15 protein-coding genes are annotated in these 15084 nt (G+C 68.2%); 4 read left to right on the forward strand and 11 right to left on the reverse strand.

What is annotated here, in order from left to right:
- The first annotated feature begins 79 nt into the window (after positions 1-79).
- Entirely contained in the window at positions 80-583 is a 504-nt protein-coding gene (locus tag GGR33_RS05585) for a CAP domain-containing protein (protein WP_183502748.1), read from the forward strand.
- Between the two features lie 80 nt (positions 584-663).
- Here GGR33_RS05585 and GGR33_RS05590 read toward each other — a convergent pair whose 3' ends face one another.
- The 7 genes from GGR33_RS05590 to GGR33_RS05620 form a co-directional block, all read right to left on the reverse strand.
- Positions 664-1308, reverse strand: a complete 645-nt coding sequence (locus GGR33_RS05590; RefSeq protein WP_183502750.1) for a DedA family protein — start codon at positions 1306-1308, stop codon at positions 664-666.
- 70 nt (positions 1309-1378) lie between these two features.
- Positions 1379-1585, reverse strand: a complete 207-nt coding sequence (locus tag GGR33_RS05595) for a hypothetical protein (protein WP_183502752.1) — start codon at positions 1583-1585, stop codon at positions 1379-1381.
- A 306-nt stretch (positions 1586-1891) separates the two neighbouring features.
- A complete protein-coding gene (locus tag GGR33_RS05600; protein ID WP_183502755.1) occupies positions 1892-2692 on the reverse strand; it encodes an ATP12 family chaperone protein in 801 nt (266 codons plus the stop codon).
- 40 nt (positions 2693-2732) lie between these two features.
- Positions 2733-3431, reverse strand: coding sequence for an HAD-IA family hydrolase (locus tag GGR33_RS05605; RefSeq protein WP_183502757.1), 699 nt, complete (start codon positions 3429-3431; stop codon positions 2733-2735).
- A 19-nt stretch (positions 3432-3450) separates the two neighbouring features.
- Positions 3451-3912, reverse strand: a complete 462-nt coding sequence (locus GGR33_RS05610; protein WP_246412861.1) for a hypothetical protein — start codon at positions 3910-3912, stop codon at positions 3451-3453.
- Between the two features lie 150 nt (positions 3913-4062).
- Entirely contained in the window at positions 4063-5472 is a 1410-nt protein-coding gene (locus tag GGR33_RS05615) for an RluA family pseudouridine synthase (RefSeq protein ID WP_183502759.1), read from the reverse strand.
- Between the two features lie 127 nt (positions 5473-5599).
- Entirely contained in the window at positions 5600-7993 is a 2394-nt protein-coding gene (locus GGR33_RS05620) for a transketolase (RefSeq protein ID WP_183502761.1), read from the reverse strand.
- Positions 7994-8100: 107 nt separating this feature from the next.
- Between GGR33_RS05620 and GGR33_RS05625 the strand changes: the two genes are divergently transcribed.
- The gene (locus tag GGR33_RS05625; RefSeq protein WP_183502763.1) at positions 8101-8574 is read left to right on the forward strand and encodes an Lrp/AsnC family transcriptional regulator; all 474 of its coding nucleotides are present in this window, start codon (positions 8101-8103) and stop codon (positions 8572-8574) included.
- A 98-nt stretch (positions 8575-8672) separates the two neighbouring features.
- Here GGR33_RS05625 and GGR33_RS05630 read toward each other — a convergent pair whose 3' ends face one another.
- Positions 8673-9953, reverse strand: a complete 1281-nt coding sequence (locus GGR33_RS05630; RefSeq protein WP_183502765.1) for an Hsp70 family protein — start codon at positions 9951-9953, stop codon at positions 8673-8675.
- Between the two features lie 90 nt (positions 9954-10043).
- Positions 10044-11546: a carboxypeptidase M32 gene (locus GGR33_RS05635; protein WP_183502767.1), complete on the reverse strand. Its 1503-nt coding sequence runs from the start codon at positions 11544-11546 to the stop codon at positions 10044-10046.
- A 166-nt stretch (positions 11547-11712) separates the two neighbouring features.
- Between GGR33_RS05635 and GGR33_RS05640 the strand changes: the two genes are divergently transcribed.
- Together GGR33_RS05640 and GGR33_RS05645 are read left to right on the forward strand one after the other, a co-directional pair.
- Complete coding sequence (locus tag GGR33_RS05640; protein ID WP_183502769.1) at positions 11713-12186, forward strand: nuclear transport factor 2 family protein; 474 nt, start codon at positions 11713-11715, stop codon at positions 12184-12186.
- An 11-nt stretch (positions 12187-12197) separates the two neighbouring features.
- A complete protein-coding gene (locus GGR33_RS05645; protein ID WP_183502771.1) occupies positions 12198-12767 on the forward strand; it encodes a TetR/AcrR family transcriptional regulator in 570 nt (189 codons plus the stop codon).
- Between the two features lie 6 nt (positions 12768-12773).
- Here GGR33_RS05645 and GGR33_RS05650 read toward each other — a convergent pair whose 3' ends face one another.
- A complete protein-coding gene (locus GGR33_RS05650) occupies positions 12774-13652 on the reverse strand; it encodes an aldo/keto reductase family oxidoreductase (protein WP_183502772.1) in 879 nt (292 codons plus the stop codon).
- Between the two features lie 111 nt (positions 13653-13763).
- The gene (locus GGR33_RS05655) at positions 13764-15077 is read right to left on the reverse strand and encodes a replication-associated recombination protein A (RefSeq protein ID WP_183502774.1); all 1314 of its coding nucleotides are present in this window, start codon (positions 15075-15077) and stop codon (positions 13764-13766) included.
- Between the last annotated feature and the right edge of the window lie 7 nt (positions 15078-15084).

Genomic DNA, 15084 nt, shown 5'->3' on the forward strand with positions numbered 1-15084 from the left:
TCGGCCGCCCTGCGCCCCGGTTTCGCCTCACCCCCGCACGACAGCCTGCGGTGCGATTCCCCATTCCGCGCAAGCCGTCATGCCCCTTTCGAGAACTGCCCGCTCGCTTGCCGCCGTCACGGCGCTCGCCACCCTCACGCTCGCCGGCTGCGGCACCGGTACGCCGATGCTCGACGGCGTCGGACCCGTCAGCACGGTCGTCCTCAACGAACAGGCTGCGGCGGCTGCGATCTCCGGCTACCGCGCCCAGCACGGTCTCGGCCCGGTCGTTCTCGATTCCAGCCTGGTCAAGGCCGCCTCTTACGAGGCCGCGGCCAATGCGCGGGCGGGTCAGCTTAGCCACGATCACGGCGGCAGCTTCGAGTCGCGCATGGCGAGTGCCGGGTTCGGCCGCCGCTATGCCGCGGAAAATCTCAGCGCCGGTTCGGAGACCTTCGACCAGGTGCTCGGCCGCTGGAAGGCCTCGGCGGCCCACAACAGCAACATGCTGATGCCCCAGGCCCGGCGCATCGGCATCGCCCGCGTCGATGCCCCGGGCAGCCGCTATAAGCGCTACTGGGCATTGGTCCTGGCCGGCGATTGAACCGCCGAGCCTCCGTCACCTTGCAAAAAGGCCCGCCGCATCGCTGCGGCGGGCCTTTTTCGTCGACCGTCTCGGCTCGCTCAGGCGGTGAGCGGACCGGGGATCGCGGCTTCGGCCTTGACCAGCAGACGCTGCTCGTGGCGCTTCATGAACAGCCAGAGTGCCAGGCCACCGAAGATGACGAAGGCGAGCAGCGCGAGCCCGACCGGGCCGACAATATGCTCGATCGAGCGTCCGCAGAAATAGGCGCCGAAGCCCATGATCGAGGCCCAGGCCACGCCGCCGAGGCCGTTCCAGATCATGAAGCGGCGGGCATCGAGCTTGTTCACGCCGGCGAGCACGGCCGCATAGGCCCGCAACATCGCGGTGAAGCGACCGAAGAACACGATCGCTCCGCCATGCTCGCGGAACAAGTACTGCCCGAGCTTCAGCCGGCCATGATCGAGCGCGATCATATGGCCGTGCTTGAGCAGCAGCGGCATGCCCCAGCGCCGGCCGACCCAATAGCCGAGATTATCGCCGATGATGGCTGCAGCGGCAGCAGCCGATACGATCAGGACGATGTTCAGGTTGCCCGTGCTGCCGGCATAGACCGCCGACGAGATCAGGATGGTCTCGCCCGGCATCGGAATGCCGGCGCTTTCGAGCATGATGACGAAGAAAATCGCGAGGTAGCCGTAGGACGCGATGAGCTCCGTCACCGGCAACTCGTGTAGGAAGGACATGAGGGACGACTCTATGGTTCCGGTGCGGTCAGTCTCGCGAAAAATGGGGCCATAGAGCGGCGTCGGCCATTCAGCTGCGTTTCGTGACCTCCGTCACGTCCTCGGACGATTCCTCCGAGGCCTCGGTAGCCCGCGCCGTCTCAGTCACCTGGTCCTCGGGCGATGGGGCCGGCGTGATCAGCGGGATCAGCTTGGCGATTGCCTCCGCAATCCCGTGCAGGACGGGGTTGGAGCGCGGGCCGAGATCCGGCGGCAGGAGGTGGCGGGTATCGATCATCGTCGTCTAGCTCACGGCAGCTTATGCTCACGCTTGCCTACCGGAGGATAAGTCGCGACGTCGCCGCAAGTTTCATCGCCAAATTTCCCGAAGTGCGCCGCAGCACGCGCTTCAGTCTTCCTGACAAATCACAAAGACACCGAACCGCAATCCAATCCGGAACGTTGTCCGAGACCTGGGGGAGGCTCAGATGGATTCACATACCGAGACCGCGGATACTGTCGCCGACGTCAGCAGCCCGACGTTACTCGGCCTCGCCGTGATCGGCGCATTGGTGACGGTCGCGATCTATTGGGTGCTCGGCAGCTAGGCCAGGGTGGCAGTCGCGACAGCGGCCTCGAACTCGGCCTGCCTGGCCTGAAGCCGCGTCTGCGCATCCTCATCGTGGCCCCAGACGCTCGCCTGGAAGATCTCGTCGACATGGGCGGCGGCCCAGGCCTGTTCCGCATCGAGCCGCCCATGCAGTACGGCGAGCGCGATCAGCAGTGAGCCGGTCAGCGTCGTCATCGTGTGGAGCGCGGCGAGTCGAAATGCGCCCTCCACCCTCGCGATCTCCGCGCGCAAGGCCGCGATCGTATCGTCCGGCTGCGTGACGTGCATCACGCCCTCGGACAGCATCAGGCGAGCGCCGAGAGCATCCCGCGCCCAGGCGATGATCGGATCCCAGGCGTCACCCTGCGCCGCGACGAGGCGCGGCGGGTCGCCCGCGCGATAGGCCACCAGATCGGTGCCCGCATAGGCCCCGAGATCCTCAGCAACCTCCTCACGGCGCTCGGCGACGCCATCGATCGCCGAATTGGCGAGCCGCGTCAGCAGCATCCGGGCCGGGTCGATCACCTCGGTCTGCGCCTGCCACTCGGCCGCGACGCGCTCCGCCAGAGCGCGGGTCGGCAGCAGCAGCAGGTTTTTCGCCGGGGTGCGGGCCGGGCGGCCGTCGAGGGTGAGGCGGAAGCCACCCTCGGTCTCGTCGAACCCGGCTTCCTTGTAGAAGCGCTTCGGCAGGACGGGTTTGCCATGCCCGCGAGCGATCGCTCGGGGATCCGGCGGCCGGACTTCGCCGGGTTCGCCGAGCCAGTCCCGGGTCATGTCGTTCTTCGGATCGGTCATGGGTGGGCCATAGGCGATCTCGGCGCCGGACGCCAAGGCGTCAGCCTGCCGCGATCTGGTCCGCGACGGAGCGCGACGACTCGTCGAGAGGCCGCGCGATCAGGTCGGCGAGGGTCTTGGCGCTCTCCACGACGGTGACGGCGCCGGCACCGAACAGCGCGCCGGGCGGGTGGTAACCCCAGGCGACCCCGATCGCTGCGACGCCGGCGCTTCGGGCCATCATCATGTCGTAGGTGGTGTCGCCGATCATCACCGTGCGGCTCGGACTGGTGTCGGCCTCCGCCATGGCGAGTTGCAGCATCGCCGGATCAGGCTTCGAGGGTGCATCGTCGGCGGTCTGGATGGTGGCGAACCAGCCGTTCCAGCCATGCTTGTCGACGAGGTGAGCGACGCCGCGGCGCGACTTGCCCGTAGCGATTCCGAGCCTGACCTCCGGACGGGCATGCAGCGCCTCGACCAGCTCGCCCATGCCGGGAAACAGCGGCTCCTCGTAGGCCGGATCGATCCTCAGCGCCTGGAACGCGCGCCGGTAGCTGTCGGACAGAGCCTCGATCGGTCCCGCCTCGCCCACCAACCGCTTGAACGCCTCGGGCAGGGACAGCCCGACGACCGAGAGCGCCTCCTTGCGGTTCGGCGCTATCAGCCCGTGCTCGGCGAAGGCGCGGGCCTGGGCCTCGACGATGAGGTGCTGGCTGTCGACGAGCGTCCCGTCGACATCGAAGACGACGAGCGTCACCACGGCGGAGCAGCACCCCGACTCATGGCCGCTTCGCCGGAGGCTGAGGTTGAACCGGCATCGTCGGTGGAACCGAAGCCGGCTTTGCTGGGGCCTGATTCTGCGGCGGGTTCGACTTCGCAACGGGCGGCGGAGGCGTTTGCGGCTGCGCGCCCTGTGTCGTCGCCTGGCCGGGGCGGCGGCGCTCGTAGCCAAGCCTGCAGCGGATCAGGAAGCGACGGCGTGCCCCGCCGCGCAGGCTCCGGTTATGCGATTCACGGTTACAGCTCGCGTAGGAGCGGCGGCGCTTCTCCGCCCCACGGATCCCAGAGGGCCGGCCGGCGGCGGCCGGCGCGGCGGCCGCCGGGGTCGCGGGTGCAGGTGCCGGCTGAGCAGGCACGGGCTGCGGCTGAGCGCTCGTTCCGCGCGCCAGAACCGGCGTGCAGAAGCCCCCAACGCCGACGAGCCCGGCGAAGGCGAGGCACATCAAGGTCACGACCCTCATGGATACGGCTCTTCCGGTGCGTCCATCACGACCGATGCACGCGGGCACTGCGGTCGAGCAAGACCGTCGCGCACCTGTGGACCGGGCCAGCAGAGAATAAGCCGCGCGGCGCCTTTGCCAAGGAGCAAGCGCGGCCGCGGCATCCTTTGCTCAGCTTTCGGGAGCCTCGACGATCGGATCGTAATGGCCGGTTTCGAAGCCCAGCAGGTTCCAGCTCTGGGCCATGTGCGGCGGCAGCGGCGCGCTGACGTCCACGGGCACGCCGGTGCGCGGGTGCGGGATCACGATCCGGCGAGCGAGAAGGTGCAGCCGGTTCTGGATGCCGCCGGGCAGCTCCCAGTTCTCGACGTCGAAATATTTCGGATCACCGACGATGGGGTGGCCGATATGGGCGGCATGCGCGCGCAATTGGTGCGTGCGCCCGGTCACCGGCTTCAGCGAGAGCCAGGCGAGCTTCTGGGCGGCCTGGTCGACCACGGCATAATAGGTCAGCGCATGGCTCGCGCCGTCGTCACCATGGCTGACCACCTTCATGCGGGCGTCGGCGTCGGTGGGCTCGTCCTTGGCGAGATAGGTCGAGACCCGGCCCTGGCGGGTGCGCGGCACGCCGGCGGCTAGCGCCCAGTAGATCTTCCGGGCTGCGCGCGAGCGGAAGCTCTTGGCGAGCGTCGCCGCTGCGAGGCGCGTCTTGGCGACGATCAGGCAGCCGGCTGTGTCCTTGTCGAGCCGGTGGACGAGGCGCGGCTTCTGGCCGTCCTTGCCGGTGAGCGCTTCGAGCATGCCGTCGACGTGCCGCACGGTGCCCGAGCCGCCCTGCACCGCGAGCCCGAACGGCTTGTTCAGGATCATCATCTCCGCGTCCTCGTAGAGGATCAGCGATCGCAGGAACTCGGCGTCGTCGGCCTCGCGGGCCGGGTTGCGCGGGCGCTCGGTCGGCTGGTCGAGCTTCAGCGGCGGAACCCGGACGCTCATGCCCGGCTCGAGCCGGTCGTTCGGCTTCACCCGCTTGGCGTCGACGCGCAGCTCGCCCTTGCGCACGATGCTCTGGACGCGGGTGAAGGGAAGCTGGGGAAACCGGGTCGTCAGGAAGCGATCGATCCGCATCCCGGCCTCGTCCTCCTCCACGACGAGGGTCTGCACGCCGGAGGCGAGGGTCGCGGAAGCCGCCGCCCGCTGCTCGCGGCGCGTCGGTCCCTCCACCGGAGGGGCGGCAGGCCGGCGGGTCGCATCGGGCTTCTTGCGGGGGCCAGGTTCGGAGAAGCTGCCGGGACCGGCCTTTGCCGAGGGCCGCGGAGCAAAGGCACGCGGCTTCGCTGCGGCCGAAGCAGGCTTGGGGGGAGCCTTCGCGGGCCTCGCCGCCTCGGCCGGACCATCCCAAGGCGAGCGCTCCGAAACGTCCTCGCCACGGTTGCGCGCGGCACGGCGAGCCGCATCCAGAGCGGATGTGCGTGGCCCGGTGCCCTCGCGCTTCGGCCATGCGTCGGAGCGCGGACCGCGGCGTCCTGCGCCGTTGCCGGCGCCCTTGCCCGCTCCGCCGCGTTGTGGAGGTCTTCCCGTCATGGCTCGCTGCTACCACCCCGTCGCACGGCCGGAAAGCGATGCGATGCGCGGCAGCGGCGTGGCTGGGGCGATATCGGCGCGTGCGCCCCTCGAAAATCGCATCGGCGCTTTCGCAAACCGGGACCGTTCAGGCCTGTCGGAGATGCCGAATCCTGCGGCCGGGCGCGATGGTCTGGGCCGCGAGGACGATGCCTTGCGCGTCGATGCCGAAGTGGCGGTAGAGGTCTGCGATCGTCCCGGTCTGGCCGAACCGGGAGACTCCGAGCGCGCGAAGGCGATGGCCGTGCACCGATCCGAGCCAGCCGAGGGTCGCCGGATGGCCGTCGAGCACCGTCACGAGGCCGCATTGCTCAGGCACCTCGGCCAGGAGCCGCTCGACATGGCTCGTGACGTCATACTGGCCGAGGTCCCGCAAGCCCTGTGACGCGATCCAACCCGCATGCAGCCGATCCGCCGAGGTGATGGCGAGAAGGCCGACGTCGCGGCGATCCTCCGCCATGAGCCCGACGGCCTCGATCGCCTCCGGTGCGACGGCGCCCTGATAGGCGACGACGACCTCTGCGTTCGGACCGGGCTTACGCAACCAGTAAGCGCCGGCCGTCATGTCGGCGGCGAGTGCCGCATCGATCGTGCGGTTGGGTTGCTCGATGCTGCGCGTGGAGAGCCGAAAATAGGCCGAGCCGCCGGCGGCGTCCGGCAGGCAGGTCACCGGGTCGGGCTCGGCTTCGCCATGCGCCTGCATGCGGGCGAAGGCAAAACGCATCAACACGGCGAGCTCATCGACGAAGGCCGGTTCGAACGAGGCGAGGCCGTCCTGGCCGAGCCCGATCAGCGGCGTCTTGATCGACTGGTGCGCGCCGCCTTCCGGCGCCAGCGCCACGCCGGCAGGCGTCGCGACGAGGAGGAAGCGGGCATCCTGGTAGCAGGCATAATTCAGCGCATCGAGGCCACGCTCGATGAACGGATCGTAGAGCGTGCCGACCGGCAACAGGCGCTCGCCGAAAATCGAATGCGAGAGTCCGAGGGCCGAGAGCGCCGTGAACAGGTTCGATTCGGCGATGCCGAGCTCGAGATGCTGGCCACCCGGCGAGAACGTCCAGTTGAAGGTCGAAGGGATGCGCTCCTTCTTGAAGATGTCGGCCATCTCCTCCTTGGCGAAGAGGCCGCGCCGGTTCACCCAGGCGCCGAGATTGGTCGAAACCGTGACGTCGGGCGAAGTGGTGACGACCCGGTCCGCGAAATCGCCCTCGCCCTTTGCGATCTCGTGCATCAGCATGCCGAAGCCGGCTTGAGTCGACAGGCTCGCCTGCTTGGGCGCCGCGAAACTCTCCGGCACGGGGATCGCCGGCGCCTCGTAGCGGCGGCGGCCGGCCTGGACGAAGGGCACGTCCGAGAGGAAGCGCGTCATGTCCGCCTCGTCGACCCCGAGCCCCTCGAACGGCTCCCATTCGTGGCCCTCGCGCACCTTCATGCTCTTTCGGAAGGCGTCGAGCTGGGCCGGCGTCATCAGACCAGCATGGTTGTCCTTGTGGCCGGCCAGCGGCAGGCCGTGCCCCTTGATCGTGTAGGCGATGAAGCAGACCGGCCTGTCATGCCCGCGGGCCGCCTCGAAGGCCTCGACCAGCGTCGGTAGATCGTGGCCCCCGAGATTGCCCATCAGCGCGGCGAGTCCGTCGTCCGAGCGCCGATCGAACAGAGCCGACACATCGCCCTGGTCGCCGAGTTCGTCGGTCAGGCGCTTTCGCCACGCGCCGCCGCCCTGGAACGCCAGCGCCGAATAGATCTGGTTCGGGCAGGCCTCGATCCAGGCTTTCAGTTTGTCGCCGCCGGGCTCGGCGAAAGCCGCACGCTGGAGCGACCCGTGCCGCAGAACCACGACGTCCCAGCCGAAATTGGCGAACATCGTCTCGAACTTGGCCCAAAGGCCCTCGCGCACGACGGCATCGAGGCTCTGGCGGTTGTAGTCGACGATCCACCACGTGTTGCGCAGACCGTGCTTCCACCCCTCCAGCAAGGCCTCGAAGATGTTGCCCTCGTCGAGTTCGGCATCACCGATGAGGGCGACCATCTTGCCCTCCGGCCGGTCGCCGCCCCACCCCTTGGCGCGCACGTAATCCTGCACGAGCGCGGAGAACAACGTCTGCGCGACGCCGAGCCCAACCGAACCCGTCGAGAAGTCGACGTCGTCGACGTCCTTGGTGCGCGACGGGTAGGACTGCGCACCGCCAAATCCGCGGAAGTTTTCGAGCTTCTCTCGGGTCTGGTTGCCGAACAGGTACTGCAGCGCGTGGAAGACCGGGCTCGCATGCGGTTTCACCGCTACTCGGTCCTCTGGCCGCAAGACCGCGCCGTAGAGCGCCGTCAGGATCGCGCAGAGCGAGGCCGAAGAGGCCTGGTGGCCGCCGACTTTCAGTCCATCCGTGGAGGACCGAAGGTGGTTGGCGTTGTGAATGGTCCAGGTGGACAGCCACAGAGCCTTGCGGGCCATGGCCGACAGATACGGCAGACGATCATCGCTCATGCCCGGCAGGATGCCAGAGATCCAAGAGCAAAACGGTGCAATCTGAGTTGTCTCCGGGCGCAAGTTTAGCTCAAATCGGTCGCAGAGCACCAGTTTGGGATCAATCCGTGTCGAAACAGAAGATCGATGCCATCGACCGGCGCATCATCGCTGCCCTCCAGGACAACGCTCACCTCACGACGCATCAGCTGGCGGAACGCGTGGGCCTGTCCGCGTCACCCTGCGCGCGCCGCGTCCGGCAGCTCGAGGCAACGGGCGTGATCAAGGGCTACGTGGCCGTCGTCGATCAGGTCGCCGTCGGGCTTCCCGTCAGCGTTTTCGCCTCGATCAAGCTCGAACGGCAGCGGGAGGAGCAACTCGACCGCTTCACGGAGGCGGTGGCGCGCTGGCCCGAGGTGATCGATTGCCACCTGATGACGGGCCAGCGCGACTTCCTGCTGCGCATCGTCGTCGAGGATCTGGCGGCCTACGAGCGCTTCTTGAAGGACAAGCTCACACGACTCGATGGCGTCGCGTCGATCGAGTCGAGCTTCGCGCTCTCTCAGATCAAGCGTTCGCATGCCTTGCCGATCGGAGGCTGACGAAGTGCGAGGCGCTCGAAACGATTCCCGAGAGCGGGGGCAGCCTGGCCGCCCGCCGCTCCTCCAGGGCGCTGCGACCGGGCCGCCCTTGAAACCGGTCAAACGGCGGCAGCGTGCGCCACGGATCTCGCCGGTCCGAACTGACGCGCCGCCTCGATCGCCAGCCCGACGCCCACCGAGCCGAAGGTGTCGCCGTCGACCACTCGTGCCTCGGGCACGCAGGCGCAGAGCGCGGCGCGGACATGCGGCAGGCCGGTCGAGCCGCCGGTAAGGAAGATCGCGTCGATATCGCCCGCGGCGAGCCCGGCCTGGGTCAGGCAGCGCGCGATCCGCGCGGCGATGCGCTCGGCCAACTCGCCCGTGTGCCGGGCGAGACCGGCACGGTCGATATCCGCCGCGAGCTTCGGCTCGACCCAATCGAGATCGATGCGGCCCTTGCCCGTGTCTGACACGGTAATCTTGGCGCCCTCCACCGAGATGGCGAGGCTGTGCCCGCGCTCGGCCTCGACGACGTGGCGAAGCCGCCCGATCAACTCGGGCCGCGCGGCATCGCGCGCGACCTCATCCAGCTCGCGCAGGACCTTGCGGTCGTAGAGCCGGTTGATGCTCGACCAGGTGGCGAGGTCGTGGAAGTAGCTCGTCGGCACCAGGAGATCGGCGCGCTTCATCGGGCTGCCGAGCCCCATCAGCGGCATCACCGTGCCGAGGCTGAGCCGACGGTCGAAATCCGTGCCGCCGATGCGTACGCCGTCATTGGCGAGGATGTCCTCGGCGCGCTCGGCGCGGCGGTGGCGCTCCGGCGAGAGCCGCACGATGGAAAAGTCCGAGGTGCCGCCGCCGATATCGGCGATCAGCGCGATCTCCTCCCGCTCGACGGATTGCTCGTAATCGAGCGCCGCCGCGATCGGCTCGTACTGGAAGCGCACGTGTCGGAAGCCGACCTCGCCGGCGATGGCACGCAAGGTGTCCTCGGCCTTGCGGTCGCCGGCCTCATCGCCGTCGACGAAGTGGACCGGGCGGCCATGCACAACGGTATCGAGTTCGTCGCCGCCGGCTGCCTCGGCCCTCTGCTTCACCGCTGCAAGATAGCGGGCGATGACCTCGCGGAAGCGCAGGCGCTCTCGCCCCACCGGCGTGCTCTCCTCGATGAGGTTCGAGCCGAGCACCGATTTGAGGCTGCGCATTAGGCGGCCCGCCGTGCCCTCGACATAGGCCTCGATCGCGGCGCGGCCGATCAGAGCCTCGTGCCGAGGGCTGAAGAAGATCGCACTCGGGATCGTCCGGTGCGCGCCTTCCAACGGCAGAAGCGAAGGCCGCCCGGCCGTCGCGAGGCCGAGCGTCGTATTGGACGTGCCGAAATCGAGGCCGCAGGCTGCCATGCGTAAAGAGTCTCGGGCCGGTTTCTCGGGAGGGGCGGCTGCGTACAAGCAACCGCCCTGCCGGTCTACCGCCGGAAACGCGTCGCGACGTCAGGACACGGCAGCGTCGGCGGCATAGCGCCGTTCGAGATGCGCGAGGAAGTCTTCCGCGCCGAGCGGCTTGCCCGTCGCCGCGACGAACAGCTCGTCGGTCTGGAGCAGGCTGCCCTTGGCGTGGACGTTCTCGCGCAGCCAGCCGCGCAAAGCCGAGAAATCGCCCTGTGCCAGGGCCGGCCGGATGGCGGGCAGCGCCGCGCAGGCCGCCGCGAAAAGCTGCGCCGCGCCCATCGCGCCGAGCGTGTAGGTCGGGAAATAGCCGAAGCTGCCGCCGGGCCAGTGGATGTCCTGTAGGCAGCCCTCCCGATCGTTCGTCACGGTGAGACCGAGGAGCCGGCTCACGCCGTCGTTGAACGCGCCGGGCAGATCGGCCACTGCGAGGTCGCCCGCGATCATCGCCGTCTCCAGCTCGTAGCGGAGCAGGATATGGGCCGGATAGGTCACCTCGTCGGCATCGACGCGGATGAAGCCCGGCTCGACCCGCGTGTAGAGCCGGTGGACGTTGTCGGCCTCCCAGGCCGGCCCTTCGCCGCCAAAGGCCTCGCGCAGTCGCGGCGCCAGGAACTCCACGAATTCGCGGCTGCGGCAAGCCTGCATCTCGATGAGCAGTGACTGGCTCTCGTGCAGGCTCATGCCGCGCGCCTGGCTGACCGGCTGATGGCGCCATGCGGCCGGGCGGCCCTGTTCGTAGAGCGCGTGCCCGGTCTCGTGCATCACGCCCATTAGGGCGCGGGTCGCGTCGGCCTCGTCGTAGCGGGTGGTGATGCGGACGTCGTCCGTGGCTCCGCCGCAGAACGGGTGCAGGCTGACATCGAGCCGGCCACGCTCGAAATCGAAGCCGGCGGCCCGCATCAGCGTGAGACCGAGATCCTTCTGGCTCTCGATCGGGAAGCGACCGAGCAGCGGTAGGGCCGGCCCTCGCGCGGCCTGGCGTGCCTGCGCCCGTCCGAGCAGATCCGGCAGGGTTGCGCGCAGCAGCGCGAAGAGCGGATCGATCCGGGCTTGGCGCATGCCCGGGTCGTAGCCGTCGAGCAGGGCATCGTAGGGCGAGAGTCCGAGCACGGCGCCCTTCGCCTCACCGATCTGCCTCTGCAGCCGCAGCGTCTCCGCGAGATGCGGGGCCAGCATGGCGAAGTCGCCCTGCTTGCGCGCCTCGCGCCACGCCATCTCCGAGCGGGTCGAGGCCTTGGAGCTCGCCTCGACGAGATCGCCGGGTACGGCCGAGGCGTGGATGTAGGTTCGGCGCATCTCGCGCAGGTTGGCCTGCTCCCACTCGCCGAGCCCTGTCTCATCCTCGGCCTGAGCGAGGGCGTCGGCGGTCTTCTGCGAGGTCAAGATCTCATGGGCCAGGACGCTCAGCGTGGCGAGCTGGTCCCCGCGCATCTCCGACGCGCCGTCCGGCATCAGGGTCTGCATGTCCCAACCGAGGATTCCCGAAGCGTCCTCGATGGCACCGAGCCGCGAGAAGGTCGTGGCGAGAGAACGATAGGCCTGCATCGATCGCGCTTGTCCTGTTCGGTTCGTCCGTCGCGAGGCGGCCTATCACGTCACGGCACGGCCTGACGATGCAGCAAGACGAATGCCGGTTGACGGCGGGGTCGTCAGATTGTACTGATCAGTACATTCTTGACCGATCAGTACACACAAACCGCAGGAGCCGACCATGTCCGAGAGCCGCCCTCCCCTTCCGCCATTCACCTACGAGAGCGCCGTCAAGAAGGTCCGCGCGGCCGAGGATGGCTGGAACGGCGGCAATCCCGAGAAGGTCTCGCTGGCCTACACGGCCGACAGCCGCTGGCGGAATCGCTCGATGATCTTCCAGGGCCGCGAGGCCATCGTGGCCTTCCTGAAGCGGAAGTGGGAGCACGAGCACGAGTACCGCCTGATCAAGGAGATCTGGGCCCATTCCGAAAACCGCATCGCCGTGCGCTTTGCCTACGAGTACCGAAACGCCTCCGGCAGCTGGTTCCGCGCCTATGGCAACGAGAACTGGGAGTTCGACGAGAACGGCCTGATGCAGGTCCGGCACGCCAGCATCAACGACATCGCGATCCAGGAGAGCGAGCGGCTCTTCCATTGGGACCGCTCCGCACCGCGGCCGGCCGACCATCCCGGCCTGACCGAACTAGGGCTGTAAGCGAGCCAAGCATGCCACGAACCGTGAAGGCCCGCGCGGACGTCCTGCCCGCGCTGGCCGAGGTGTTTCGCGAATACGGCTACGAGGGCGCGAGCCTGTCGCTGATCGGCCAGCGCACGGAGTTGGGCAAAGGCAGCCTCTATCACTTCTTCCCCGGCGGGAAGGAGGAGATGGCCAATGCCGTGCTCGACGAGATCGACGGGTGGTTTGAGACGCGGATGTTCAAGCCGCTTCGCGACGAGGCCGATGCCTCGGCGGCCATCCGCGCCATGCTCGCCGATACGCTCAGCTATTTCCGCTCGGGGCGGCGGGTGTGCCTGGTCGGAGCGCTCGCGCTCGGCGATGCGCGAGATCGCTTCGCAGAGCGGATCAATGTCTATTTTGCCGCCTGGCGGGACGCCCTGGCCTCGGCGCTCGTGAGGCAGGGTCTCGACGAGTCGGAGGCCCGGCCGCTCGCAGAAGACGCCGTCGCCCTCATCCAGGGCGGCTTGGTGGCCGCCCGCGCGATGGATGATCCGAGCCTCTTCGAGCGGCTCTTGGCTCGCCTCGAAACACGCTTGTTGCCGCCTGCGAAGAGCTAGCCTGGCTTAGGCGCCCTTCTCTGCCGCGATCCGATCCAGCGCCTGCATCGTCTCTCCCGACAGCTCCAGATCGGCCGCCGCGAGGTTTTCGCGCAGGTGACCGAGCGACGACGTGCCGGGGATCAGCAGGATGTTCGGCTTCCGCTTCAACAGCCACGCCAGCGCGACCTGCATCGGCGTCGCGCCGAGCTTCACGGCAATTTCGGAGAGCGCCGTGGATTGCAGCGGCGAGAAACCGCCGAGCGGGAAGAACGGCACATAGGCCGTTCCGGCGGCGGCAAGCTGATCGATCAGCGCATCATCCTCGCGATGGGCGATGTTGTATTGATTCTGCAGGCAGACGATGTCCGTGATCTCGCGGCCATCGGCGACCTGCTTGGCAGTCGCGTTGCTCAGGCCGACATGGCGCACGAGGCCCTGCTTCTGCAGCCCGGCCAGCACCGAGAGCGGCTCCTCGATCGCCCCCTCGGCCGGGCCGTGGACATCGAACATCAGCCGCAGGTTCACGACATCGAGCGCCTCGACGCCGAGATTGCGCAGGTTGTCGTGGACCGCGCTCGTCAGTTCATCGGCCGAGAAGGCCTTGTTCCAGGAGGCATCCGCGCCGCGCTTGGCGCCGATCTTGGTGACGATCGCCAGATTATCCGAATAAGGGTGCAGTGCCTCGCGGATGATGTGGTTGGTGACGTGCGGCCCGTAGAAGTCGCTGGTGTCGATATGGTCGACGCCGCTCGCCACCGCCTCACGCAGCACGGCGATTGCCGCCTGCCGGTCCTTCGGCGGCCCGAACACGCTAGGCCCTGCGAGCTGCATCGCCCCGTAGCCGAGGCGCTTCACCGTGCGGTCGCCGAGCTTGAACGTGCCGGCCTTCGCGATGTCGGTCATGGTGGATCTCCTCTGGAATGAGGACCCATCTAGTTCGCGCACGGCCGGTGGATAATCGGACCAATTCAGCACGGCCCGTTCGATAATCCGCACAATATGGCGACGCTTCGGCTAGTCCTCGCCGCGCCGCTCCCGCCGCAGCCGCTCCCAATAGGCCAGCCGTTCGCGGTAGCGCGTCTCCATCCCGCGATCGGTCGGTTCGTAGAAATGCTGCCGCTCCAGCTTCTCCGGCCAGTAATCCTGGCCCGAGAACGCATCCGGCTCATCGTGGTCGTAGCGATAGCTGTCGCCGTAGCCGATCGCCTTCATCAGCTTGGTCGGCGCGTTGAGGATCACCCGCGGCGGGGGCAGCGATCCGTTCTCCTTCGCGACCCGCGTCGCGGCCTTGTAGGCGTTGTAGACCGCGTTCGATTTGGGAGCGCAGGCGAGATACACGGTGGCCTGGGCCAGGGCGAGTTCGCCTTCCGGCGAGCCGAGGAAGTCGAAGGCATCCTTGGCCGCGTTGGCGACGACCAGCGCCTGCGGGTCGGCCAGCCCGATATCCTCCACCGCCATGCGCACGAGGCGGCGCGCGATGAACAGCCGATCCTCGCCGCCATCGAGCATGCGGCAGAGATAATAGAGCGCCGCATCCGGGTCCGAGCCGCGTACCGTCTTATGGAGCGCGCTGATCAGGTTGTAGTGACCCTCCTGCGACTTGTCGTAGATCGGCGCCCGGCGCTGGACGAGGTCCTGCAGGGTCTGTGCGTCGAGCACCTCGCCGGGCTTCGCCGAGCGCCAGACCTCCTCCGCCAGCGTGAGCGAGGCGCGGCCATCGCCATCTGCCATGCGGACGAGGACACCGCGGGCCTCCTCGTCGAGGGGCAGCGCCTGCTTGGTCAGATCCTCGGCGCGGGCGAGCAGCTTGGCGATGGCCCCGTCGTTCAGCGCCCGGAACAGCAGGACGCGGGCGCGCGACAGCAAGGCCGCGTTCAGCTCGAAGGACGGGTTTTCCGTCGTCGCGCCGACGAGGGTGACGGTGCCGTCCTCCATCACCGGCAGGAAGGCATCGAGCTGGGCGCGGTTGAAGCGGTGGATCTCGTCGACGAAGAGAAGCGTCCCCTTGCCCGTCGAACGGCGCCCGCGCGCGGCCTCGAACACCTTCCGCAGGTCGGCGACACCGGAAAAGATCGCCGAGATCTGCTCGAAATGCAGATCGACCTCGTGGGCAAGCAGCCGCGCCACCGTGGTCTTGCCCGTGCCCGGCGGCCCCCAAAAAATCAGCGAGCCGAGCGCCTTCGAGGCGAGCAACCGTGTCAGCGCGCCATCCGGCCCAGTCAGATGCTCCTGACCGACGACCTCTGCGAGCGTCTGCGGCCGCAGGCGGTCGGCGAGCGGACGCGGCGCGGTGCTGTCGAGGCCTGCCGAGGCGAAGAGATCGGACATCGGCGCA

This window comes from Methylobacterium brachythecii (genome assembly GCF_014196345.1).
Classification (GTDB): domain Bacteria; phylum Pseudomonadota; class Alphaproteobacteria; order Rhizobiales; family Beijerinckiaceae; genus Methylobacterium; species Methylobacterium brachythecii.

What these genes read in the sequence shown, in the direction of transcription:
- GGR33_RS05585 (WP_183502748.1), top strand. Translation starts at nt 80, where the DNA reads ATGCCCCTTTCGAGAACTGCCCGCTCGCTTGCCGCCGTCACGGCGCTC.
- GGR33_RS05590 (WP_183502750.1), bottom strand. Translation starts at nt 1,308, where the DNA reads ATGTCCTTCCTACACGAGTTGCCGGTGACGGAGCTCATCGCGTCCTAC.
- GGR33_RS05595 (WP_183502752.1), bottom strand. Translation starts at nt 1,585, where the DNA reads ATGATCGATACCCGCCACCTCCTGCCGCCGGATCTCGGCCCGCGCTCC.
- GGR33_RS05600 (WP_183502755.1), bottom strand. Translation starts at nt 2,692, where the DNA reads ATGACCGATCCGAAGAACGACATGACCCGGGACTGGCTCGGCGAACCC.
- GGR33_RS05610 (WP_246412861.1), bottom strand. Translation starts at nt 3,912, where the DNA reads ATGAGGGTCGTGACCTTGATGTGCCTCGCCTTCGCCGGGCTCGTCGGC.
- GGR33_RS05615 (WP_183502759.1), bottom strand. Translation starts at nt 5,472, where the DNA reads ATGACGGGAAGACCTCCACAACGCGGCGGAGCGGGCAAGGGCGCCGGC.
- GGR33_RS05620 (WP_183502761.1), bottom strand. Translation starts at nt 7,993, where the DNA reads ATGAGCGATGATCGTCTGCCGTATCTGTCGGCCATGGCCCGCAAGGCT.
- GGR33_RS05630 (WP_183502765.1), bottom strand. Translation starts at nt 9,953, where the DNA reads ATGGCAGCCTGCGGCCTCGATTTCGGCACGTCCAATACGACGCTCGGC.
- GGR33_RS05635 (WP_183502767.1), bottom strand. Translation starts at nt 11,546, where the DNA reads ATGCAGGCCTATCGTTCTCTCGCCACGACCTTCTCGCGGCTCGGTGCC.
- GGR33_RS05640 (WP_183502769.1), top strand. Translation starts at nt 11,713, where the DNA reads ATGTCCGAGAGCCGCCCTCCCCTTCCGCCATTCACCTACGAGAGCGCC.
- GGR33_RS05645 (WP_183502771.1), top strand. Translation starts at nt 12,198, where the DNA reads ATGCCACGAACCGTGAAGGCCCGCGCGGACGTCCTGCCCGCGCTGGCC.
- GGR33_RS05650 (WP_183502772.1), bottom strand. Translation starts at nt 13,652, where the DNA reads ATGACCGACATCGCGAAGGCCGGCACGTTCAAGCTCGGCGACCGCACG.
- GGR33_RS05655 (WP_183502774.1), bottom strand. Translation starts at nt 15,077, where the DNA reads ATGTCCGATCTCTTCGCCTCGGCAGGCCTCGACAGCACCGCGCCGCGT.